Source organism: Pseudomonas sp. QC2 (assembly GCF_002859085.1).
Classification (GTDB): Bacteria; Pseudomonadota; Gammaproteobacteria; order Pseudomonadales; family Pseudomonadaceae; genus Aquipseudomonas; species Aquipseudomonas petroselini.
On the sequence record NZ_PKKS01000004.1, the window covers coordinates 189330 to 211771 of the forward strand.

The window sequence follows — 22442 nt, forward strand, 5'->3', positions numbered from 1 at the left end:
GCCCCCTCATGTCCCGTTCCGAAACGCTGTTTGCCAATGCTCAGAAACACATCCCCGGCGGTGTGAACTCCCCCGTGCGTGCGTTCAAGAGCGTCGGCGGCACGCCACTGTTCCTCAAGCATGCCGAAGGCGCCTACGTCACCGACGAAGATGACAAACGCTACGTCGACTACGTCGGCTCCTGGGGCCCGATGATCCTCGGCCACAGCCACCCGGACGTGCTGGACGCGGTGCGCAAGCAGCTGGAACACGGCCTGTCGTACGGCGCGCCGACCGCCATGGAAACCGAAATGGCGGACTTGGTGTGCGCCATCGTGCCGTCGATGGAAATGGTGCGCATGGTCAGCTCCGGCACCGAAGCCACCATGAGCGCGATCCGCCTGGCCCGTGGTTTCACCGGCCGCGACAGCATCATCAAGTTCGAAGGCTGCTACCACGGTCACTCCGACAGCCTGTTGGTGAAAGCCGGCTCCGGCCTGCTGACCCAGGGCGTGCCGAGCTCGGCCGGTGTCCCGGCGGCGTTTGCCAAACACACCCTGACCCTGCCGTTCAACGACATCGCCGCCGTCGAGCAGATGCTCAATGAAGTGGGCCAGGACGTGGCGTGCATCATCGTTGAGCCAGTGGCCGGCAATATGAACTGCGTACCGCCGGCGCCGGGTTTCCTCGAAGGCCTGCGCGAGCAGTGCGACAAGCACGGCGTGGTGCTGATTTTCGACGAAGTGATGACCGGTTTCCGTGTCGCCCTCGGCGGTGCCCAGGCTCACTACGGCGTCACGCCGGACCTGAGCACCTTCGGCAAGATCATCGGCGGCGGCATGCCGGTGGGCTGCTTCGGCGGTAAACGCGAGATCATGCAGCACATCGCGCCGCTGGGCCCGGTGTACCAGGCCGGGACCTTGTCCGGTAACCCGCTGGCGATGGCCGCCGGCCTGACCACCCTGCGCCTGATCAGCCGTCCAGGCTTCCACGCCGAGCTGACCGACTACACCACGCGCTTGCTCGACGGCCTGCAACAGCGCGCCGATGCCGCCGGTATCCCATTTGTTACCACCCAGGCGGGCGGTATGTTCGGCCTGTACTTCAGCGGTGCCGACGACATCGTCACCTTTGATGACGTGATGGGCAGCGACGCCGACCTGTTCAAACGCTTCTTCCACCTGATGCTGGAAGGCGGCGTGTACCTGGCGCCGAGCGCCTTCGAGGCTGGCTTCACCTCAATCGCCCATGGCGACGCCGAGCTGAAACTGACCCTCGACGCCGCTGAACGCGCCTTCGCTGCACTGAAATAATTGGCCGCAAAAATCAGACACCGCCCAAACGGTGTCTGATTTGCTACTTTGCCTACAGAGCTTTCCGAGTTTTTTCGAGAAATTACCTGCAATCCGGCAGATAACTTGCCCAACCAGCAGAAAAACGAGTAAAGACTTTGTAAGCAGAGGCCTGCTTATTTCATAATGCGCGCTTATTGGATCCCCCGAGGGTCCGCGTGCCCCGTCAGAGGTAAGTCGATTCCCATGAAACGCACCGGCCGCACCCTGGTTCTGGGCTGCCTGTTGCTCCTTCAGCCGCTGCTGGCACATGCACAAGCAGGCGGCAACTCGTTGTTAATCCCAGCGATGGGTCGCTGCACCCTCAATACCCAGCCAGACAGCCAGGCCGAATCCCTGAGCGCGTGCCAGAAACAGGCTGACGGCGGGGATGCGCAAGCGCAATACGAGTTGGGCGAGTACTTCCACGACAGCAAAAACCCTGCACGCGACCTCAACAAAGCCTTGAGCTACTTCGAGAAAGCGTCGTTGCAGGGCCATGCGCAGGCGCAATTCGAACTGGGTAACATGTTCTTCAAAGGCGAAGGCGTACCGGCCAATAACGTCCAAGCGTATATCGTGCTGAAAATGGCGGCGGTCAACGGTGCGGAAGATGCGCTGGATACGGCCGACGAAGTGGCCGAGCACATGCAGCGCGATGAACTCGAAGTGGCGACCCAGGTACTCGGCCAGATTTTCCGTAATTACCTGCAGGAACTGCAGAGCGCGGATGGGCGATCGCCCTTCTCCCCCCTGCCCTAGACACTGCCCTTGTGGCGAGGGAGCTTGCTCCCACTGGGCTGCGACGCGGCTCCAGCCCCCCTTCACTGACTTCTATATGACACACCTGTATGGCATTGGGGCCGCTTCGCGCCCCAGCGGGAGCAAGCTCCCTCGCCACAAAAGACTTATTTCTCAGGCATCGGCATCGGAAACGGCATCACATTGCTGGTGCCCCGCGCCTCGCTGATCTTCGGCGTGCCCAGGCGCTCGACTTCATCGATGCGCACAATCGAATGCATCGGCACAAAACTGCGCACCACACCTTCAAACTGAGCCTTGAGCTTCTCCTCGCCCGGGTCGACGACCAATTGAGTGCGCTCGCCAAAGACGAATTCTTCCACCTCCAGGAAACCCCACAGATCGCTCTGATAGATCTGCTTGGCGTACATTTCGAACACCTGGCCCTGGTTGAGGAAAATCACCTTATAGATTGGAGCTTCACGTTTGGTCATGGTGGGCGAGGAACACATGGGGGATATAAAAGAGGGCGCGAACTATAGCATGGCACCCGATGCACAGCGCTAGGAACCGATGGGCATGACCCCTATAATGCGCGGTTCTTTACCACCAGTTGACGATTCCCATGGCCAAGAAGCTTTACATCGAAACCCACGGTTGCCAGATGAACGAGTACGACAGCTCGCGCATGGTCGACTTGCTGGGTGAACACCAGGCCCTGGAAGTCACCGCCCGCGCCGAAGATGCCGACGTGATCCTGCTCAATACCTGCTCGATCCGCGAGCGGGCCCAGGACCGTGTGTACTCGCAGCTGGGCCGCTGGCGCGAATTGAAGCTGGCCAACCCGGACATGGTGATCGCCGTCGGCGGTTGCGTGGCCAGCCAGGAAGGCGCCGCGATCCGCGACCGCGCGCCCTATGTCGACGTGGTCTTCGGCCCGCAGACCCTGCACCGCCTGCCGGAAATGATCGACGCCGCCCGTATCACCAAGCTGCCGCAGGTTGACGTCTCGTTCCCGGAAATCGAAAAGTTCGACCACTTGCCCGAGCCGCGTATCGACGGGCCGAGCGCCTATGTGTCGGTAATGGAAGGCTGCAGCAAGTACTGCACGTTCTGCGTGGTGCCCTACACCCGTGGCGAGGAAGTCAGCCGGCCATTTGACGACGTGCTGTCGGAAATCATCCACCTGGCCGAAAACGGCGTGCGCGAAGTGACCCTGTTGGGCCAGAACGTCAACGGCTATCGTGGCCTGACCCAGGACGGCCGCCTGGCCGACTTGGCGGAGCTGATCCGCGTGGTCGCAGCGGTGGACGGTATCGAGCGGATTCGCTACACCACCTCGCACCCGCTGGAGTTCTCCGACAGCCTCATCCAGGCCCACGCCGAAGTGCCGGAACTGGTCAAGCACCTGCACTTGCCGGTGCAGTCGGGTTCGGACCGCATTTTGTCAGCGATGAAGCGCAACCACACCGCACTGGAATACAAATCCAAACTGCGCAAACTGCGCGCGGCGGTGCCCGGCATCTGCATCAGCTCGGACTTCATCGTCGGCTTCCCCGGTGAAACCGAGAAAGACTTCCAGCAGACCATGAAGCTGATCGAAGACATCGGTTTCGACTTTTCCTACTCGTTCGTCTACAGCCAGCGCCCCGGCACCCCGGCGGCCGATCTTGTGGATGAAACCCCGGAAGCGCTGAAAAAAGAGCGTCTCAACGCCTTGCAACATCGCTTGAACCAGCAGGGTTTCGAGATCAGCCGACAAATGGTCGGTTCCACCCAGCGCATCCTGGTCACCGACTATTCGAAAAAAGACCCGGGTGAACTGCAGGGCCGTACCGAGAACAACCGAATCGTAAACTTCCGTTGCGACAATCCGACCCTGATCGGCCAGTTTGCCGATGTGCACATCGATGCGGCTCAGCCCCATTCGTTGCGTGGGTCGTTGTTGCAATAATGACCTGATTAACACCGACTCAATGTGGGAGGGGGCTTGCCCCCGATGGCGGCGAATCAGATCACACATTTATTGCTGACACATCGCTATCGGGGGCAAGCCCCCTCCCACATTTGAACTGCATGGCATCAGGGTTAGATAAGTGCTTTCGTACCCGCGCCTCTGGCGTTATTCTCTATTTCACCTCAACAGCCAAAGGGCGGCTAAAAGCGACCTTGAACGCACCCATAGTAGAACCCCATCGTTTTCTCCTCGAGCCTTTTGAGGCTCGCCGTTTCGCCAACCTGTGCGGACAGTTCGACGAGCACCTGCGCCTGATCGAACAACGCCTGAGCATCGAGATCCGCAACCGCGGCAATCAGTTCGAACTCATTGGTGAACCTCAACACACCACGTCCGCAGAAAACCTGCTGCGCCGTCTCTACCGCGAAACCAAGGGCAGCGAACTGTCGCCGGAAACGGTGCACCTGTACCTGCAGGAATCGGCAGTGGAAGACCTGGCCAACAATCCTGTGGCCGAAGCCAGCGTGGCCCTGCGTACCAAAAAAGGCATGATTCGCCCGCGCGGCTTGAATCAGCAGAAGTACGTCAAGGAAATCCTCGGCAACGACATCAACTTCGGCATCGGCCCCGCCGGTACCGGCAAGACCTACCTGGCCGTGGCCTGCGCGGTCGACGCACTGGAGCGCGAGCAAGTGCGCCGCATCCTGCTGGTGCGCCCGGCGGTCGAGGCGGGCGAAAAGCTCGGCTTCCTGCCCGGCGACCTGGCCCAGAAGATCGACCCGTACCTGCGCCCGCTCTACGACGCACTCTACGAGATGCTCGGCTTTGAATACGTGGCCAAGCTGATCGAGCGCCAGGTGATCGAGATCGCCCCGCTCGCCTACATGCGCGGGCGCACCCTGAACAACAGCTTCATCATCCTCGACGAAAGCCAGAACACCACGGTTGAGCAAATGAAGATGTTCCTCACCCGGATCGGTTTCGGCTCTACCGCCGTGATCACTGGCGACGTCACCCAAGTCGACCTGCCCAAGGGCACCAAGTCGGGCCTGGCCCAGGTGATCGAGGTGCTCAAGGACGTACCGGGCATCAGCTTCACGCACTTCATGCCCAAGGACGTGGTCCGCCATCCGCTGGTGCAGCGTATTGTCGAAGCCTACGAGCGCTTCGACCATCGCGACGATGCGCCGGCCAAGGACGTGCGCCGCGATGCTTGAGCTAGACCTGCAGCTGGCCACCGAAGCGCCCGCCCCCAGCGAAGCACAGTTCCGTGAATGGTGCGCCCTGGCCCTGCGCCAGCGCACCGCCGACTCGGAACTGACCATTCGCCTGGTCGACGAGCCCGAGGGCCGCGAGCTGAACCACACCTGGCGCCAGAAGGATTACGCGACCAACGTGCTGTCCTTCCCCGCCGACGTGCCGGATGAACTGCTGGATATCCCGTTGCTGGGCGACCTGGTCATCTGTGTCGAGGTGGTGGAGCGCGAAGCGAAGGAACAGGGCAAGGAACTTGAGGCCCACTGGGCTCATCTAGTCATCCACGGCTGCTTGCATCTCTTGGGTTACGACCATATAGACGATGACGAAGCCGAGGAAATGGAAACACTGGAACAAACGTTGCTTGCAGAATTGGGTCATCCGGACCCGTATGCAGACGACGACGCTTAAAAACACTCAACCGTAACAATAAAGGATTCAGAGTAATCGCTATGAGCGAAGACCGATCGAGCAACGGGCAGAAGTCATGGCTGGGTAAACTGACCCAGGCTTTTGCCCACGAGCCGAAAAACCGCCAGGAGCTGCTTGAGCTGCTGCGCGAGGCCCATCAAAACAAGTTGCTGGACAGCGAAGCGCTGGCCATTGTCGAAGGCGCCATCCAGGTGGCTGACCTGCAAGTACGGGACATCATGGTCCCGCGCTCGCAGATGATCAGCATCAAGGCGACCCAGACACCACGGGAATTCCTCCCGGCCGTGATCGACTCCGCGCACTCGCGCTACCCGGTGATCGGTGAAAGCCATGACGACGTCATGGGCGTCCTGCTGGCCAAGGACCTGCTGCCGCTGATCCTCAAGGAGAACGGCGACAGCTTCAACATCAAGGACCTGCTGCGTCCGGCCACCTTCGTGCCTGAGTCCAAGCGCCTGAATGTGCTGTTGCGCGAGTTTCGCGCCAACCACAATCACATGGCCATTGTGATCGACGAATACGGTGGCGTGGCGGGCCTGGTCACGATTGAAGACGTGCTGGAACAGATCGTCGGCGACATCGAAGACGAACACGACGTCGAAGAAGACAGCTACATCAAGCCACTGCCCAGCGGTGACTTCCTGATCAAGGCATTGACGCCGATTGAGAACTTCAACGAGTTCTTCGACAGCGAATTCTCCGACGACGAGTTCGACACCGTCGGCGGCCTGGTGATGAGTGCGTTTGGCCATCTGCCAAAACGTAACGAAACCACCGAGATCGGCGCTTATCGCTTCCGCATCCTGAATGCCGATAGCCGTCGTATCCACCTGATCCGCCTGACACCTATTGCTCGCTAAGGACTGAAATGCGCCGTCTCACCGCTCCCGGCTGGCCCGGTAATTTGCTGGCCGTGGTGGCCGGCGCTATCACGACCCTGGCGCTGGCGCCGTTCGATCTGTGGCCGTTTGCACTGGTAGCGGTCGGATTCTTCTATGTAGGGCTGCGTGAATTGAGCCCTCGGCAGGCGCTGGGCCGTGGCTGGTGCTTCGGTTTCGGCCTGTTTGGCGCCGGCACCAGCTGGATCTACTACAGCATCCACCACTTCGGCGGCGCTTCGGTGCTGCTGGCTGGCTTCTTGATGCTGCTGTTTACCGCCGCGATTGCCTGGTTCTTCGCCCTGCCCGCCTGGCTGTGGGCGCGCTGGTTGCGCCGCAATGAGGCGCCGTTGGCGGATGCGCTGACGTTTGCCGCGTTGTGGGTCGGCCAGGAAGCGTTTCGCGGCTGGTTCCTCACCGGTTTCCCGTGGCTGTACTCCGGTTACAGCCAACTCGACGGCCCCCTCACTGGCCTGGCGCCCGTGGGCGGCATGTGGCTGATTTCCTTTGCCCTCGCACTGACGGCGGCCCTGCTGTGCAACCTGCCGCGCCTGTTGGCCACTAAGCGCAACGCGTTTGTCGGCGCGGGCCTGGTGTTGCTGGTCGCGCCCTGGGCGATCGGCCTGGCACTCAAGCATCACGCCTGGACCAGCCCGTCTGGCGCGCCGCTGAGCGTGGCGGCCATTCAGGGCAATGTCGAACAAAGCATGAAATGGGACCCGGAGCAGCTCAACGCGCAGCTCGCGCTGTACCGCGACATGAGCTTCAGTTCCAAGCGTGTCGATTTGCTGGTGTGGCCGGAAACGGCGGTGCCGGTGCTCAAGGAGTCCGTCGAGGGCTACCTGGGCATGATGGGTAAGTTCGCCGCCGACCGGCACACCGCGCTGATCACCGGCGTACCGATCCGCCAGGAAGTGCACCACCAGAAGCGCTACTTCAACGGCATCACCGTGGTCGGCGAAGGCGACGGTACCTACCTGAAACAGAAGCTGGTGCCCTTTGGTGAATACGTGCCGCTGCAAGACATGCTGCGCGGCCTGATTGCCTTCTTCGACCTGCCGATGTCGGACTTCGCGCGCGGCCCGTCCGACCAGGCGATGCTCCAGGCCAAGGGCTATCAGATTGCGCCGTTCATTTGCTACGAAGTGGTGTACCCGGAATTCGCTGCCGGGCTGTCAGCCCAGAGCGATTTGCTGCTGACCATCAGCAACGACACCTGGTTCGGCCGCTCGATCGGTCCCCTGCAGCACCTGCAAATGGCGCAGATGCGTGCGCTGGAAGCCGGACGCTGGATGATCCGTGCCACCAACAACGGCGTGACCGGCCTGATCAACCCTTTTGGGCAGATCACCGCGCAAATCCCGCAATTCGAACGCGGCATCCTCTACGGAGAAGTCGTGCCAATGCACAACCTCACGCCGTACCTGCAATGGCGTTCATGGCCGTTGATCATCGTGTGCCTGGGGTTGTTTGGCTGGGCATTGCTGGCGGGCCGGATGGCCAAAACCGTCTGACAGAATCAAAACCTACTAATGTGGGAGGGGGCTTGCTCCCGATAGCGAAATGTCAGTCGGTACCTCCGATACTGATACACGCGATCGGGAGCAAGCCCCCTCCCACATTTGGATTTGCGGTGTTATCGGTAAAACAACCGGTAGCCTATCTGCCCCACCGCTTCATTGATCAACTGCCCGCTCTGCCACACCGACTTGAACTCCGGCATCCACCCGCCCAGCGGCCTGGCGTTGTCCACGCCCAGGAAACCCACGGGTGCCGGCACCACGGTAAAGCCGGCCTTCTCAAAGCTCCACACCGAACGCGGCATATGCCAGGCTTGAGTAACGACCACCACGCGCTTGATACCCTCGGGCAGCAGGATCTCGGCGCTCATCTGCGCATTTTCCCAGGTCGTACGGCTGCGCTCTTCTTTCCAGCGCACCGTCACGCCAAAGTCATCCTGCATCGACACCGCCATCAACGCCGCCTCACTGGGCGGCGTGCCGTAATGCAGGCCGCCGGTGGTCAGCACCGGCAGCCCGGACGCCTTGGCCAATCGTGCGGCATAACGCTGGCGCTCCAGGCCGATACCCGTGGGCTGGTCGGTGCCCCAGGCCGGATCACCGCGTTCACGCCCCGAGCCCAAGACCACGATGGCATCGGCGCGCTGGGCCAGGGTCGACCAGTCCTCACGGGCCAACGGCGGCTCGCTTTCCAGCGCCCGTGCGCCCCACTCCACCGCCACCGGCAGGCTGATCAGCCACATGCCCCCCAAACCCAGGGCGAAGCAGCCAGCCGCCAAGCGCGGGCGGCTGCGACGAAACCACCAGGCAAGCGCCAGCAGCAGCAAGAAAATGCCGGGCGGCAGCAGCAGTTGTTTGATGAAATAACTAATAGGCATCGGGCATCTCCATAGATGCCCGAAGCCTAAGGTGTAACGGGGTTTAGCGACAATCTTTACAGTGAAATGGCGGTGATGCCGTTCAGGGGGGCAGTGAATTACTTGTAGCGGGCGGACCGGAGCTTTTCCGGGCCACGACCGGCCGACAAGTCCTTTAGCCACACCACCTTGGCTGAATGCGTAGGCTCCTTGATGGGCGGGGTTGCCACCCAGGGAGGCGCGCTGCGCCCATTGCGTTCCAGATAAGCCTTGATCAGTTCCAGCTCCGCACGGCTCAAGCCGCGCAGTTCCAACTCAACAGGCCGTTCATCACGCAATCGGCCCGCCGTCCTCGCTGCATCCAATGCACGACCCAATCGGTCGATCAGTCCTTCGTAGATATCCGGTTTCGATACGATTCGCTGCGATTCAACCATCCCCTCACCTCATTGAAGATATGACTCACTCCCCAATAAACAGCGTAGCCCCCGTGGCTGTACCTGCCTGGCGCCGCGACAGACGGCCCTGCCTGCGCAATCAGGGTTTCCCTCGATAGAGTGGGGTCATGTATGCTACGGCGCTTCCTGTAACTCCACTTCCCGCAGGGTTTGGGCACGGACGCGCCGCTTTTTGGTGTCGATCAACCCAAGCCATGCACCGAAGAGGATTAGGCCACCCCTATTCAGTTCAAAAGTAGCCATGCACGAACACTACCAGCCCCGTGAAATAGAAAATGCCGCCCAATCCTTCTGGGACGAGCAGAAGTCCTTTGAAGTCAGTGAACAGCCAGGCAAGGAGACATTCTATTGCCTATCGATGTTCCCTTACCCCAGCGGCAAGCTGCACATGGGGCACGTGCGCAACTACACCATCGGTGACGTGATTTCGCGCTACCAGCGCATGCAAGGCAAGAACGTCCTGCAACCCATGGGTTGGGATGCCTTCGGCATGCCGGCGGAAAACGCCGCGATGAAAAACAACGTGGCCCCCGCCAAGTGGACCTACGAAAACATCGCCTACATGAAGAACCAGCTGCGCAGCCTGGGCCTGGCGGTGGATTGGTCACGCGAAGTGACCACCTGCAAGCCGGACTACTACCGCTGGGAACAATGGCTGTTCACTCGCCTGTTCGAAAAAGGCGTGATCTACAAAAAAAGCGGCACCGTGAACTGGGACCCGATCGACCAGACCGTCCTGGCCAACGAGCAAGTGATCGACGGGCGCGGCTGGCGTTCCGGCGCGCTGATCGAAAAGCGCGAAATCCCGATGTACTACTTCAAGATCACCGCCTACGCGGATGAACTCTTGTCGAGCCTCGACGATCTGCCGGGCTGGCCCGAACAGGTCAAGACCATGCAACGCAACTGGATCGGCAAGTCCAAGGGCATGGAAGTGCAGTTCCCGTACAACGTCGACTCGATCGGCGAAGCGGGCGCACTCAAAGTCTTCACCACCCGTCCGGATACCCTGATGGGCGCGACCTACGTCGCCGTGGCCGCCGAACACCCGCTGGCCACCCAGGCCGCCCAGAACAACCCTGAGCTGCAAGCGTTCATCGCCGAATGCAAAGGCGGCAGCGTGGCCGAAGCCGACGTCGCCACCCAGGAGAAAAAAGGCCTGCCGACCGGGCTGTTCGTCGAGCACCCACTCACCGGTGAAAAGCTGCCGGTCTGGGTCGCCAACTACGTGCTGATGCACTATGGCGATGGCGCAGTCATGGCTGTGCCGGCCCACGACGAGCGCGATTTCGAATTCGCCACTAAGTACAGCCTGCCGATCAAATCCGTGGTGCGCACCAGCTCGGGCGACACCAACCCGGCCCCGTGGCAAGACGCCTACGGCGAGCACGGTGAGCTGATCAACTCCGGCGAGTTTGACGGCCTGGACTTCCAGGGCGCCTTCGACGCCATCGAAGTCGCACTGATCAAGAAAAACCTCGGCGCCTCGCGCACCCAGTTCCGCCTGCGCGACTGGGGCATCAGCCGCCAGCGCTACTGGGGCTGCCCGATCCCGATCATCCACTGCGAAAGCTGTGGCGACGTGCCAGTACCGGAAGACCAATTGCCGGTCGTCCTGCCGGAAGACGTGGTGCCGGACGGCGCTGGCTCGCCACTGGCACGCATGCCCGAGTTCTACGAATGCAGCTGCCCGAAATGCGGCCAGCCTGCCAAGCGTGAAACCGACACCATGGACACCTTCGTCGAGTCCTCGTGGTACTACGCCCGCTACGCCTCGCCGCACTATGAAGGCGGCCTGGTGGAAAAATCCGCGGCCGACCATTGGTTGCCGGTGGACCAGTACATTGGCGGTATCGAACACGCCATCCTTCACCTGCTGTACGCGCGTTTCTTCCACAAGCTGATGCGTGACGAAGGCCTGGTGAGTTCCAATGAGCCGTTCAAGAACCTGCTGACCCAGGGCATGGTAGTCGCCGAGACTTACTATCGCCGTGAAGCCAATGGTGCGTACACCTGGTTCAACCCGGCCGACGTCGAGCTCGAGCGCGACAGCAAAGCCAAGGTCATCAGCGCCAAACTGATCGCCGACGGCCTGCCGGTGGAAATCGGCGGCACCGAGAAGATGGCCAAGTCGAAGAACAACGGCGTCGACCCACAGTCGATGATCGATCAGTTCGGCGCCGACACCTGCCGCCTGTTCATGATGTTCGCCTCGCCGCCCGACATGAGCGCCGAATGGTCCGACTCCGGCGTCGAAGGCTCGCACCGCTTCCTCAAGCGCGTCTGGCGCCTGGCGCACGCCCACATCAGCCAGGGCCTGCCAGGCAAACTGGACGTGGCCGCATTGAGCGACGAGCAGAAACTCATTCGCCGCAGCATCCACCTGGCCATCAAGCAAGCCAGCCAGGACGTGGGCCAGAACCACAAATTCAACACCGCCATCGCCCAAGTGATGACGCTGATGAACGTGCTGGAAAAAGCGCCACAAGCCACTGAACAGGATCGTGCGCTGGTGCAGGAAGGCCTGGAAACGGTCACCCTGCTGCTGGCCCCGATCACGCCGCACATCAGCCACGACCTGTGGAACCGTCTGGGCCACAGCGACGCCGTCATTGATGCGCGCTGGCCGGTGCAGGATGACAGCGCCCTGGTACAGGACACGCTGCAACTGGTGATCCAGGTCAACGGCAAACTGCGCGGCCAGATCGATATGCCGGCCACCGCCAGCCGCGAAGACGTCGAGGCGGCTGCCCGCGTCAACGAAAACGTGCTGCGCTTTACCGAAGGCCTGACGATCCGCAAAGTGATCGTCGTGCCTGGCAAACTGGTCAATATCGTCGCTAGCTAATCGGATCGGGCGCGGGGCTTGAGCCCTGCGCCGAACAAAGCCTTCAGGGCCTCGATAAGGCCCACATGGTTTCAAGGGGAGCAACAAAATGATCAAACGCAATTTGCTGGTGATGGGCCTTGCCGTGCTGTTGAGCGCTTGCGGCTTCCAGCTGCGCGGCACCGGCACCACTGACCTGACGATCAAGGAATTGGACGTCAGCGCCCGCGACGCCTACAGCCAGACAGTCACGCAGCTGCGTCAGGTCCTGGAAAACAGCGGCGTTCACGTCTACACCGGCGCGACCTACAAGTTGTTCCTGGCCAATGAAAAAGAAACCCAGCGCAACCTGAGCTACGCCAGCGCCGGGCGTGCGTCCGATATCGAACTGAGCACCCAGCTCAACTTTGAAATCCAGGGCCGCGACCACCTGCCCTTGATGGCTGACAACATCCAAGTGCAGAAAATCGTCAGCCACGACGGCAACAACCTCGTGGGTTCGGATTCCGAAATCATCCAGGTGCGCAAGGAAATGCGTCGTGAGCTGGTACAGCGCATGGTCCTGCGCCTGTCGATGATCACCCCGGAACAACTCGAGACCCTGCAGCAACGCGCTGACGACAAGGCCAAGGCGGATGCCGACGCACTGAAAGCCGCGCAAGAGTATGAAAACAACACGCCGAAACAATCGCCTGTTGAAGTACCTGTCGAGTAAGCCAGACGGGGCGCTTCAAACGCCCCGTTCGCCCTGCCTATGAAACTCGCCCCCGCCCAACTCGCCAAACACCTGCAAGGTGGCCTCGCGCCTGTCTACATCGTCAGCGGTGATGACCCGCTGCTGTGCCAGGAAGCCGCCGACGCGATTCGCACCGCCGCGCGCCAGCAAGGTTTCGATGAACGCCAGGTATTCAGCGCCGACGCCAGTTTCGACTGGGGCACGTTGCTGCAAGCTGGCGCGAGCATGTCGCTGTTTGCCGAAAAACGCCTGCTGGAACTGCGCTTACCGTCGGGCAAGCCGGGTGACAAGGGCGCGGCCGCCTTCATTGAATACTGCTCACGGCCTGCCGAAGACACGGTCTTGCTGATCAGCCTGCCCAAGCTTGACGGCAGCGCGCAGAAAACCAAATGGGGCAAGGCCCTGGTGGAAGGGGCGCAAACCCAGTTCATCCAGATATGGCCAGTGGACAGCAACCAGTTGCCGCAGTGGATTCGCCAACGCCTGTCTCAGTCAGGGCTGTCGGCCACCCAGGACGCAGTGGAACTGATCGCCGCCCGAGTCGAAGGCAACTTGCTTGCCGCCGCCCAGGAAATCGAAAAGCTCAAGCTGATGGCCGAAGACGGGCAGATTACCGTCGAGACCGTCCAAGGCGCCGTCGCGGATAGCGCGCGCTTTGATGTGTTCGGACTGGTGGACGCGATCCTCAATGGCGAACCCGCTCACGCCCTGCGCATGCTGGAAGGCCTGCGCGGTGAAGGCGTCGAGCCACCGGTGATTCTCTGGGCCCTGGCCCGGGAGTTGCGGGTGCTGGCCAACATCGCCCTGCAATACAGCCAGGGCACGCCGCTGGACAAAGCCTTCAGCCAGGCCAAGCCGCCGGTGTGGGACAAGCGCAAACCCTTGATGAGCAAAGCCCTGCAACGGCATTCGGCGCAACGCTGGGCGCAGCTTTTGCTTGAGGCGCAACGCATTGATGCGCAGATCAAGGGCCAGGCGGCCGGTTCGCCGTGGATGAGCCTGAGCCGTTTGTCGCTGTTGATGGCCGGCCAGCGCCTGACACTTCCCGCCGAATAACCCCTCTCTCAAATCACTGAAAATCCACTGTGGGAGGGGGCTTGCCCCCGATAGCGGTGTATCAGTCAAAGATGTATTACTGACACTCCCTCATCGGGGGCAAGCCCCCTCCCACATTTTGATTGCATTTACATTTCCACAAATGTGCTGGGCTTTACAGGCAAGCAACTTCGGCAGATGATTCGCACCGTTTCCCCCCTCCAAGAGAGAAGTAACCATGAGCAAAAAGCCATCCAAGCATGGCCCCAACAAGGCCAAATCCATCATCGCCCAGCCACTGTTCCGCAGCCGTCAGGAACGCGCCGGCAAGGGCAAAGGCAGCTACCGCCGCGAAGCCTTCCAGTCTAATAGCTGGGAGGCTTCTTACTTTCTGGCTGCCTGAAGGCAAGCGCCCCTCTGGCATGATAAGGTCTGCACCTGATTTGTAATCCCTGGACCTGTGCATGCCCTCTAGTCTTTCCCGTCGTTGGCACCTGCGCCAACTGATCGCTGCCTCCAGCCTCATTCTGCTTGTCGCCTGCGCCGAGAAACCCACCGCCGCCGACGCTCAACCGCTGCCCAAGCTCCAGACCGCACCCGTGGTAGCGCCCGCTGTCGTGGCCCCGCTGGCTGTGGATAACCTCGATATCCAACCGACCCAGACCTTTGCCGAATGGCAGGCGGCCTTTCGTGTGCAAGCCCTGCAGGCCGGCATCACCGCCGCCGTGTTCGACAATGCCTTCGCCAACGTCACCCCTGACATGGCGGTGATCCGCGCCGACCGCAGCCAGCCGGAATTTTCCCGCCCGGTATGGGAATACCTCGACGGCGCCCTGTCTCCCGTGCGCGTGCGTAATGGCCAGGCATTGCTGATCAAGTACGCCGACATCCTGCAAAGCATCGAGCAACGTTATGGTGTCGACCGCCAGGCGCTGGTGTCGGTGTGGGGCATGGAAAGTAATTTCGGCCAGTTCCAGGGCAATAACTCGGTGATCCGCTCCCTGGCGACCCTGGCCTACGAAGGCCGTCGCCCCGCGTTTGCACAAGCGCAGTTGCTGGCAGCGCTGCAGATCATCCAGCACGGCGATATCCAGGCCGACCAGATGAAAGGCTCCTGGGCCGGGGCCATGGGCCAGACGCAATTTATCCCCACCACCTACAACACCCACGCCGTGGACTTCGATGGCGACGGTCGCCGCGATATCTGGAACAGCCCGGCCGATGCCCTCGCCTCCACCGCACACTACCTGCAAAGCTCCGGCTGGCAGAAAGGCCAGCCGTGGGGCATGGAAGTGAAACAGCTGCCGACGAACTTCGATTACGCCCTGGCCGATGGCGGCACCCGCAAGACGGTGGCTGAATGGCTGAAGCTGGGCATCCAGCTGCCTCCAGGCGCGAGCATGCCGCCCAACGTCGACCAACTGTCCGCCGCCTTGCTGTTGCCGGCGGGTTATCGTGGCCCGGCGTTCCTGGTGCTGGATAACTTCCGCGCAATCCTCAAGTACAACAACTCGTCGTCCTACGCACTGGCGGTGGGACTGCTGTCGGAGCGTTTCGGTGGCGGGGGTGTGATTCGCGGCGATTGGCCGAAGGATGAGCTGCCACTGAGCCGCTCACAGCGTATCGACTTGCAGACGGCGCTGAGTGCCAACGGCTATGACGCAGGCAACCCGGACGGGATTATCGGCGCCAACACGCGCAAGGCGATTCGTGCAGCGCAGCAAGCGCTGGGCTGGCCGGCGGATGGGTATCCGACGGTGAAGTTGCTCGAGTCACTGCAAAACCGCTAGATCTGCCTAGGGCGACTAATGCTATCGGGAGCAAGCCCCCTCCCACATTTGGGCCGCGTACATCCTTTGGAATGCGGTCAAATGTGGGAGGGGGCTTGCTCCCGATAGCGTTTTGGCAGACGACAACAGCTTCAGGCTCTGAACACCACATCCTGCTCCAACACCACCCGCTGCTCCCCCGCATCCAACCTCACCAACGCGCCCATCGGCAACGTCAGGTTCGGATCACAATGCCCACTGCGCCAGCCTGACAATACCGGAATGCATAACGGCGCAAAGGTCTGCTTGAGCAGCCGCTCCAGCGCAGCCTTGTCCACACCCGCCACATCCCCCACCAGCACACCCGCAACGTGTGCCAGCTTGCCCGCCAGACGCAGATGCGTCAGCAGCCGGTCGATGCGGTAGATCGGCTCGTTGACGTCTTCAATAAACAGGATGATGCCTCCTGCGTCGATTTCGTAAGGCGTGCCCATGACCGCCGCGATCATCGACAGGTTGCCACCCAGCAAGCGCCCGCAGGCGATGCCAGGCTCGATCGTGGTCAACGGGTAGGCCACCGGGTGCACCAACTCGCTGCCGGCGCCCAACTGACCGCGCAACAGGCTGAACAGTGACGACTCCGTGGGGGGTTGCTTGTCGCCCAACAGATCGGCATTGAGCATCGGGCCGTGGAAGGTCACGAAGCCCGCGTAACGGCTGATTGCCAGGTGCAGCGCGGTGATGTCGCTATAACCTACGAATGGCTTGGGGTTGGCGCGCAGCAGGTCAAAGTCCAAGCTATCGAGCAGACGCGGGGTGCCGTAGCCGCCGCGCAGACAGAAGATGGCATCGATTTCAGGGTCGGCGAAGGCGGCATGCAGGTCACGCAGGCGCACTGCATCGCTGCCAGCAAGGTAGCCGTCGCGTTCATAGACGCCGGGGAAGATTCGCAGGTCGTAGCCACGGGTACGCATCCATTGGCCGGCCTTTTCAACGTCCAGCGTGGCGGGGCCAGCGGGGGCGATCAAGGCGATGGTGCCTTCGGCACGCAATGCAGGTACGGCAGCAGTCATCCGCAGTTCTTCCTGAAATAACGCCAAACAAAATGTGGGAGGGGGGCGAGTTTACTTAAGATTAGATGGGGCTGCTTCGCAGCCCAGCGCGGGGCAAGCCCGCTCACCACAGCAAGCCCTCCCACCACAGCGAGCCCGCTCACCCACAGCGAGCCCGGTCACCACAGCAAGCCCCCTCTCACATTGAGGCAGCGGTGCGGCTTACGAAACCAGGCTCGCCTTGACCAGCTTGGCCTGCTCGTCCGCATGGTACGAGGAACGTACCAGCGGGCCCGACGCGACGTTCTTGAAGCCCATCTTGTAACCTTCCTCGGCGAACCAGGCGAAGGTGTCCGGGTGCACGAAACGCTGCACCGGCAAGTGACTGCGCGACGGTTGCAGGTACTGGCCCAGGGTCAGCATGTCAATGTCGTGTTCGCGCATGCGCTTCATGACTTCGATCACTTCTTCGTCGGTCTCGCCAAGGCCCAGCATCAGGCCGGATTTGGTCGGAATGTGCGGCATCATCTGCTTGAATTTCTGCAGCAGGGTCAGCGACCACTGGTAGTCCGAACCCGGGCGCGCTGCCTTGTACAGGCGTGGCACGGTTTCCAGGTTGTGGTTGAACACATCCGGCGGCTCGGCGGCGGTGATTTCCAGCGCTACGTCCATACGGCCACGGTAGTCCGGCACCAGGGTTTCAAGCATCACGTTCGGCGACAGCTTGCGGATTTCGCGGATGCAGTCGGCAAAGTGCTGGGCACCGCCGTCACGCAGGTCGTCGCGGTCGACGGAGGTGATCACCACGTACTTGAGTTTCAGGTCGGCGATGGCGATAGCCAGGCTTTCCGGCTCGTTGACGTCCAGTGGCTTCGGACGGCCGTGGCCGACGTCGCAGAACGGGCAACGACGGGTGCAGATGTCACCCATGATCATGAAGGTGGCGGTGCCGCCGGAGAAGCATTCGCCCAGGTTCGGGCAGGAGGCTTCTTCGCACACGCTGTGCAGCTTGTGTTTGCGCAGCAGCGCCTTGATACGGTCGACTTCCGGCGAAACCGGGATGCGCACTCGGATCCAGTCAGGCTTCTTCGGCAGTTCGGTGGTCGGAATGATCTTCACCGGGATGCGTGCAACCTTCTCGGCGCCACGCAGCTTGACGCCGGCTTCCACCTTGGCACGCGGGGCCGGGGCCGGACGCTCGGTGATGTCCAGCGTCGGGATCATGGTTTGCACTGCATCAGTAGTCATAATCAGTCGATTCCGCCCGTAAGGGTCGTCTGCTCAGCATAGTCGAGGTGTTTGACGAGCTGCGCACGCAGCCGGGCACTAACCTCGGCAAATTTAATCGGTGTGGCGTGGTCGCTCAGTTGCGTCATCGCCAACCCGGCATAGCCACACGGGTTGATCCGCCGGAACGGCGCCAGGTCCATGTCCACATTCAGCGCCAGGCCATGAAAGGAACAACCGTGGCGAATACGCAGCCCCAGGGAAGCGATTTTCGCGCCGTCCACGTACACACCGGGCGCATCGGGCTTGGCCGCGGCGGTCACGCCGTAACTGGCCAACAACTCGATGAGGCAAGCCTCCATGCGGCTCACCAGGTCACGCACTCCAAACCCAAGCTTGCGCACGTCCAGCAGCAGGTAAGCCACCAGTTGACCGGGCCCATGGTAAGTCACTTGACCCCCTCGGTCGACCTGCACCACCGGAATATCACCCGGCAGCAACAGATGCTCGGCCTTGCCGGCCTGGCCCTGGGTGAAGACCGGCGGGTGTTCCACCAGCCAGATTTCATCTTCAGCCGACGTGCCGCGTTCATTCGTGAACCGCTGCATGGCGTGCCAGACGGGCTCATAGTCCATCCGGCCGAGCTCGCGAAAGCCCAGGACGTGAGACATCACAACACCATGTGCACGAAGCCGGTGGCCCGCAGTTCGCTGTTGATGTTGTAGAGCTGGTCTTGATCAGTCGCAACGATGTGCAACTGAATCGTGGTGTATTTGCCGGTAGAGCTGGAGCGCTCATCCACGCGCTGATCGTTGATCGTCGCGTGTTTACGCACGATCTCGAGGATCAGGTCTTTACGGCCGACACCGGTATCGCTGATCACCTTGATGGGATAGTCCACCACCGGGAATTCGATCTTTGGCGCCTTTACTTCTTTATCGGTCATGGCGTAACGGCCTCGTAAGCGTAAGCCGTGGCGACGGGCAAAGCCCCGTGTCGGATCAACACGGGGCTTTGCAGGTGCACACTATCAGTTGAACAAGCTGTAGAAGAATAGACGGATGCTATCCCAGACGCGGCGGAAGATACCACCTTCGTCAACGGCGTCCAGTGCGATCAGGTCAGCACTGTGAACCACTTTGTCGTCCAGCTTCACTTCAACCTTACCGATCACATCACCCTTGGCGATTGGGGCAACCAACTGCGGGTTCATGGTCATGCTGGCTGCGAGCTTTTTCAGCTGGCCTTTAGGCATAGTCAGGGTCAGGTCTTCAGCCAGGCCGGCTTTGACTTGGGAGGTAGCGCCTTTCCACACTGGCGCGGTCGCCAGCTCAGCACCCTTCTGATAGAAGGTCTGGGTTTCGAAGAAACGGAAACCGTAGGTCAGCAGTTTTTGCGTCTCGGCCGCACGGGCCTGCTCGCTGTTAGTACCGAAGACCACCGCGATCAGACGTTGGCCGTCACGTACAGCGGACGACACCATGCAGTAGCCGGCTTCGTCGGTGTGACCGGTTTTCAGGCCATCGACGGTCTTGTCGCGCCACAGCAACAGGTTGCGGTTAGGCTGCTTGATGTTGTTCCAGAAGAATTCCTTCTGGGAGTAGATCGCGTAGTGCACCGGGTCGACGCGGATGATCGCGCGCGCCAGGATCGCCATGTCGTGAGCCGACGAGTAGTGCTCTGGGTTCGGCAGACCGGTCGGGTTCATGAAGTGGCTGTTGGTCATGCCCAGGTCGGCCACGGTTTTGTTCATCATGTCGGCGAACGCGTCTTCGCTGCCGGCGATGTGCTCGGCCAGGGCGACGCTGGCGTCGTTACCGGACTGGATGATGATGCCGTGCAGCAGGTCGCTCACAGTGACCTGCGAACCCACCTTGATGAACATCCGCGAACCGCCGGTACGCCAGGCGTTTTCGCTGACGGTGACCGGGTCGTTCTCGCCGATCTGGCCGCGACGGATTTCCAGGGTCGCGATGTAGGCCGTCATCAGTTTGGTCAGGCTGGCCGGCGGCAGGCGCTGGTCACCGTTGCTCTCGACCAGCACGTTGCCACTGGCAGCGTCCATGAGGACCCAGGACTTGGCAGCCAGTTGCGGTGAAGCCGGCACCATTTCAACCGCCCAGGCGGCCGGGGTGATGATCAGCGAGATAAGCAGGCACGTGCGTTTGGCTAAGGTGGTGATGTTCATCCGTCTCTCGAAATTGCTTATGGAAACTTGCCCTCGCGGGCAAAACTTATTCAGACAGCCCGCTTCCAGACTGTCACGTGTTCGGTTGCCCGCTCACCCCTTGCCCCCGGGTTTTTATTGTTCAACGAGCCAACAACCTGGGCCCAGGCCCGCGCACGGGCTTGAACCATCAATCTTTTATTATTCGGCAGTGACCACGCTGGGTTGCCCCAGGTTGGCCATGCGCACGCTGTTCTGTACTTGGGCGACTTCGCTCGGCGAGCCTATCGGGCCCATTCGCACACGGTGCAACGTCTGTTGATTACGCACGATGGAGCTGATGAAGACCGGTGCGTTGACCATACCGCTGAGCTTGGACCTTAACAGTTCTGCCGCATCCGGGTTGGCGAAAGCGCCGACCTGCAGGTATTGCCCGCCAGCCATCGAAGCGCCCGGCGCGGCATGAGGTACGACCACCGTGTCAGGCGCATGCTGTGCCGGTGGCGGCGTCCACTGCTCGATCTTGCCGGTTGAGGCGGTCACTTGCGGCTGCTGGGCTTGCGGTTCGTTAAGCATCAACGGCGCCGGTTTGCCGCGCTGGGCCCAATACTGCGCGGGGTCGATACCTTCGACCTTGACGCGCGCGGTACCGGTTTCGGCGTAACCGAGTTTCTTCGCGGCGGCGTAGGACAAGTCGATGATGCGGTCCGAATAGAACGGCCCACGGTCGTTGACGCGCAGGATCACCGTGCGGTTGTTGTCCAGGTTGGTCACCCGTACATAGCTGGGCAGCGGCAAGGTCTTATGGGCCGCGCTCATGCCGTACAGGTCATACACTTCGCCGTTGGCGGTGTTCTGGCCATGAAACTTGGTGCCGTACCAGGATGCCGTGCCCGACTGGACGTAAGTCTTGGAGTCCTGCAACGGGAAGTAGCTCTTACCCAGCACGGTATAGGGGTTGGCCTTGTACGGGCCGGTGTGCAGGGTTGGCGTGGCATCCGGGATCTTCGACACGTCGACGTCCCACCACGGCGCGCCGTCTTTGTGTGCGCGGTTGATGTCCAGGCCCGGCTGGGCACGGACGACTGCGCCGCCGGACTTTTGCGCCGGCGCGCGGCTGTTGGTGGTGGAACAACTGACGACCAGCAAGGACAACGCGGCGAACGCCACCAGCTTGAGCGGTTGTTTGAACGGCGATGCCCGCATTACTTGTTGCCCCGTGCTTGGACCAGCATGTCTGACAGCTGATGCACGGCCATGGCGTACATCACACTGCGGTTATAACGCGTGATTGCGTAGAAATTCTTCAGGCCCATCCAGTATTCCGGGCCGTTTTCGCCGTCGAGGCGGAACGCGGTCACTGGCATATCATCAGGCAGCGCATTCTGACTCGACCAGCCCAACGCCCGCAACTCCCCGACCGTCTTGGCCGGCTCGATGCCCTGGGTAAGCCCTTCATCGGCGCGATCGCCGGAGACATCGGCGCGAATCACCACCGATTCGCCGCCGACCCAGCCGTGGCGCTTGAAGTAGCTGGCCACGCTGCCGATGGCGTCGTCGGGATTGCTCCAGATATTGATGTGCCCGTCACCGTCAAAGTCCACGGCATAGGCGCGAAAGCTGCTCGGCATGAACTGCGGCAAGCCCATCGCACCGGCGTAGGAGCCTTTGAGGGTCAGTGGGTCGACCTGTTCTTCGCGGGCCAGCAGCAGGAATTCGCGCAGCTCCTTGCGGAAGAAGTCGGCGCGGGGCGGGTAATCGAAGCCCAGGGTCGACAAAGCGTCGATCACCCGGTAACTGCCGGTATTGCGCCCATAAAAGGTTTCAATGCCGATGATCGCAACGATCACCTGGGCCGGCACACCGTATTCCTGTTCGGCGCGCGCCAATACCGCTTCGTGCTGGCGCCAGAAGTCAACGCCACGCGCCACGCGGGCGTCGGTCAGGAACATCGGACGGTATTCCTTCCACTGCTTCACACGTTCGGCAGGGCGGGAAATGGCATCAAGGATCGCCTGCTTTTTCTGGGCTTCGCGGAACACGCCCATCAGCTGTTCACCGGCAAAACCATAGTCGCGGGTCATTTCACCGACGAACTCGGCGACCTGGGGTGAACCATCGTAGTCACCGGCCTGCGCCTCTTGCGTTGCGCCCAGCAGCCCAATCAGGCCCATCCAGGACGCATGCCGAGTCGCCCAGCCGCGCATTACTTGCATTGA

Annotated in this window: 22 protein-coding genes; 12 read left to right on the forward strand and 10 right to left on the reverse strand. The window is 61.3% G+C overall.

Features of this window, described 5'->3' with window-relative positions; genetic code table 11:
* The first annotated feature begins 8 nt into the window (after window positions 1–8).
* Window positions 9–1292, forward strand: coding sequence for a glutamate-1-semialdehyde 2,1-aminomutase (gene hemL / locus QCBJ_RS04695; protein ID WP_102060230.1), 1284 nt, complete (start codon window positions 9–11; stop codon window positions 1290–1292).
* 225 nt (window positions 1293–1517) lie between these two features.
* Window positions 1518–2072 carry a tetratricopeptide repeat protein gene (locus QCBJ_RS04700; protein ID WP_015886048.1) on the forward strand — a complete coding sequence of 185 codons (555 nt, stop codon included), beginning with the start codon at window positions 1518–1520 and terminating at the stop codon, window positions 2070–2072.
* A gap of 146 nt (window positions 2073–2218) precedes the next feature.
* Here the strand turns inward: QCBJ_RS04700 and QCBJ_RS04710 are convergent, their stop codons facing one another.
* On the reverse strand, window positions 2219–2545 hold the full coding sequence (locus tag QCBJ_RS04710; protein ID WP_003194436.1) for a DUF1820 family protein: 327 nt from the start codon (window positions 2543–2545) through the stop codon (window positions 2219–2221).
* 131 nt (window positions 2546–2676) lie between these two features.
* Between QCBJ_RS04710 and miaB the strand changes: the two genes are divergently transcribed.
* The 5 genes from miaB (at window position 2677) to lnt (ending at window position 8089) form a co-directional block, all read left to right on the forward strand.
* A complete protein-coding gene (gene miaB, locus QCBJ_RS04715) occupies window positions 2677–4005 on the forward strand; it encodes a tRNA (N6-isopentenyl adenosine(37)-C2)-methylthiotransferase MiaB (RefSeq protein ID WP_102060231.1) in 1329 nt (442 codons plus the stop codon).
* Window positions 4006–4220: 215 nt separating this feature from the next.
* A complete protein-coding gene (locus QCBJ_RS04720) occupies window positions 4221–5225 on the forward strand; it encodes a PhoH family protein (RefSeq protein ID WP_015886050.1) in 1005 nt (334 codons plus the stop codon).
* Window positions 5218–5676: an rRNA maturation RNase YbeY gene (gene ybeY, locus QCBJ_RS04725; protein ID WP_046036575.1), complete on the forward strand. Its 459-nt coding sequence runs from the start codon at window positions 5218–5220 to the stop codon at window positions 5674–5676. Before QCBJ_RS04720 ends, ybeY begins: the two co-directional genes overlap by 8 nt.
* Before the next feature lie 41 nt (window positions 5677–5717).
* A complete protein-coding gene (locus QCBJ_RS04730; protein ID WP_010206772.1) occupies window positions 5718–6557 on the forward strand; it encodes an HlyC/CorC family transporter in 840 nt (279 codons plus the stop codon).
* Between the two features lie 8 nt (window positions 6558–6565).
* Window positions 6566–8089 carry an apolipoprotein N-acyltransferase gene (lnt, locus tag QCBJ_RS04735; RefSeq protein ID WP_102060232.1) on the forward strand — a complete coding sequence of 508 codons (1524 nt, stop codon included), beginning with the start codon at window positions 6566–6568 and terminating at the stop codon, window positions 8087–8089.
* A gap of 122 nt (window positions 8090–8211) precedes the next feature.
* Here the strand turns inward: lnt and QCBJ_RS04740 are convergent, their stop codons facing one another.
* Together QCBJ_RS04740 and QCBJ_RS04745 are read right to left on the reverse strand one after the other, a co-directional pair.
* Window positions 8212–8973, reverse strand: coding sequence for a YdcF family protein (locus QCBJ_RS04740; protein WP_102060233.1), 762 nt, complete (start codon window positions 8971–8973; stop codon window positions 8212–8214).
* A gap of 98 nt (window positions 8974–9071) precedes the next feature.
* Complete coding sequence (locus tag QCBJ_RS04745; RefSeq protein ID WP_043205955.1) at window positions 9072–9389, reverse strand: hypothetical protein; 318 nt, start codon at window positions 9387–9389, stop codon at window positions 9072–9074.
* Window positions 9390–9651: 262 nt separating this feature from the next.
* Here QCBJ_RS04745 and leuS point away from each other — a divergent pair, with 262 nt between their 5' ends.
* The 5 genes from leuS to QCBJ_RS04770 all read left to right on the forward strand — a co-directional run bounded on the left by leuS (window position 9652) and on the right by QCBJ_RS04770 (window position 15798).
* Window positions 9652–12258, forward strand: a complete 2607-nt coding sequence (gene leuS, locus QCBJ_RS04750; protein WP_015886054.1) for a leucine--tRNA ligase — start codon at window positions 9652–9654, stop codon at window positions 12256–12258.
* 88 nt (window positions 12259–12346) lie between these two features.
* Entirely contained in the window at window positions 12347–12952 is a 606-nt protein-coding gene (gene lptE / locus QCBJ_RS04755) for an LPS assembly lipoprotein LptE (protein ID WP_015886055.1), read from the forward strand.
* A 39-nt stretch (window positions 12953–12991) separates the two neighbouring features.
* A complete protein-coding gene (holA, locus tag QCBJ_RS04760) occupies window positions 12992–14029 on the forward strand; it encodes a DNA polymerase III subunit delta (protein WP_064052972.1) in 1038 nt (345 codons plus the stop codon).
* A gap of 217 nt (window positions 14030–14246) precedes the next feature.
* Complete coding sequence (arfA, locus tag QCBJ_RS04765; RefSeq protein ID WP_003176285.1) at window positions 14247–14411, forward strand: alternative ribosome rescue factor ArfA; 165 nt, start codon at window positions 14247–14249, stop codon at window positions 14409–14411.
* Window positions 14412–14472: 61 nt separating this feature from the next.
* Window positions 14473–15798 carry a lytic murein transglycosylase gene (locus QCBJ_RS04770; RefSeq protein ID WP_015886057.1) on the forward strand — a complete coding sequence of 442 codons (1326 nt, stop codon included), beginning with the start codon at window positions 14473–14475 and terminating at the stop codon, window positions 15796–15798.
* A 131-nt stretch (window positions 15799–15929) separates the two neighbouring features.
* Here QCBJ_RS04770 and QCBJ_RS04775 read toward each other — a convergent pair whose 3' ends face one another.
* The 7 genes from QCBJ_RS04775 to mltB all read right to left on the reverse strand — a co-directional run bounded on the left by QCBJ_RS04775 (window position 15930) and on the right by mltB (window position 22439).
* Entirely contained in the window at window positions 15930–16850 is a 921-nt protein-coding gene (locus QCBJ_RS04775; protein ID WP_015886058.1) for an LD-carboxypeptidase, read from the reverse strand.
* 201 nt (window positions 16851–17051) lie between these two features.
* Entirely contained in the window at window positions 17052–18053 is a 1002-nt protein-coding gene (lipA, locus tag QCBJ_RS04780; protein ID WP_057444888.1) for a lipoyl synthase, read from the reverse strand.
* A 26-nt stretch (window positions 18054–18079) separates the two neighbouring features.
* On the reverse strand, window positions 18080–18727 hold the full coding sequence (gene lipB, locus QCBJ_RS04785) for a lipoyl(octanoyl) transferase LipB (RefSeq protein WP_015886060.1): 648 nt from the start codon (window positions 18725–18727) through the stop codon (window positions 18080–18082).
* Window positions 18727–19002 (reverse strand): DUF493 domain-containing protein, encoded by a 276-nt coding sequence (locus QCBJ_RS04790; protein WP_015886061.1) that lies wholly within the window; start codon window positions 19000–19002, stop codon window positions 18727–18729. Before QCBJ_RS04790 ends, lipB begins: the two co-directional genes overlap by 1 nt.
* An 84-nt stretch (window positions 19003–19086) precedes the next feature.
* Complete coding sequence (locus tag QCBJ_RS04795) at window positions 19087–20244, reverse strand: D-alanyl-D-alanine carboxypeptidase family protein (RefSeq protein WP_015886062.1); 1158 nt, start codon at window positions 20242–20244, stop codon at window positions 19087–19089.
* A 180-nt stretch (window positions 20245–20424) separates the two neighbouring features.
* Window positions 20425–21429, reverse strand: a complete 1005-nt coding sequence (locus tag QCBJ_RS04800; protein WP_102060234.1) for a septal ring lytic transglycosylase RlpA family protein — start codon at window positions 21427–21429, stop codon at window positions 20425–20427.
* Window positions 21429–22439: a lytic murein transglycosylase B gene (mltB, locus tag QCBJ_RS04805; protein ID WP_102060235.1), complete on the reverse strand. Its 1011-nt coding sequence runs from the start codon at window positions 22437–22439 to the stop codon at window positions 21429–21431. The genes QCBJ_RS04800 and mltB overlap by 1 nt, the downstream gene beginning before the upstream one ends.
* Window positions 22440–22442: the final 3 nt, after the last annotated feature.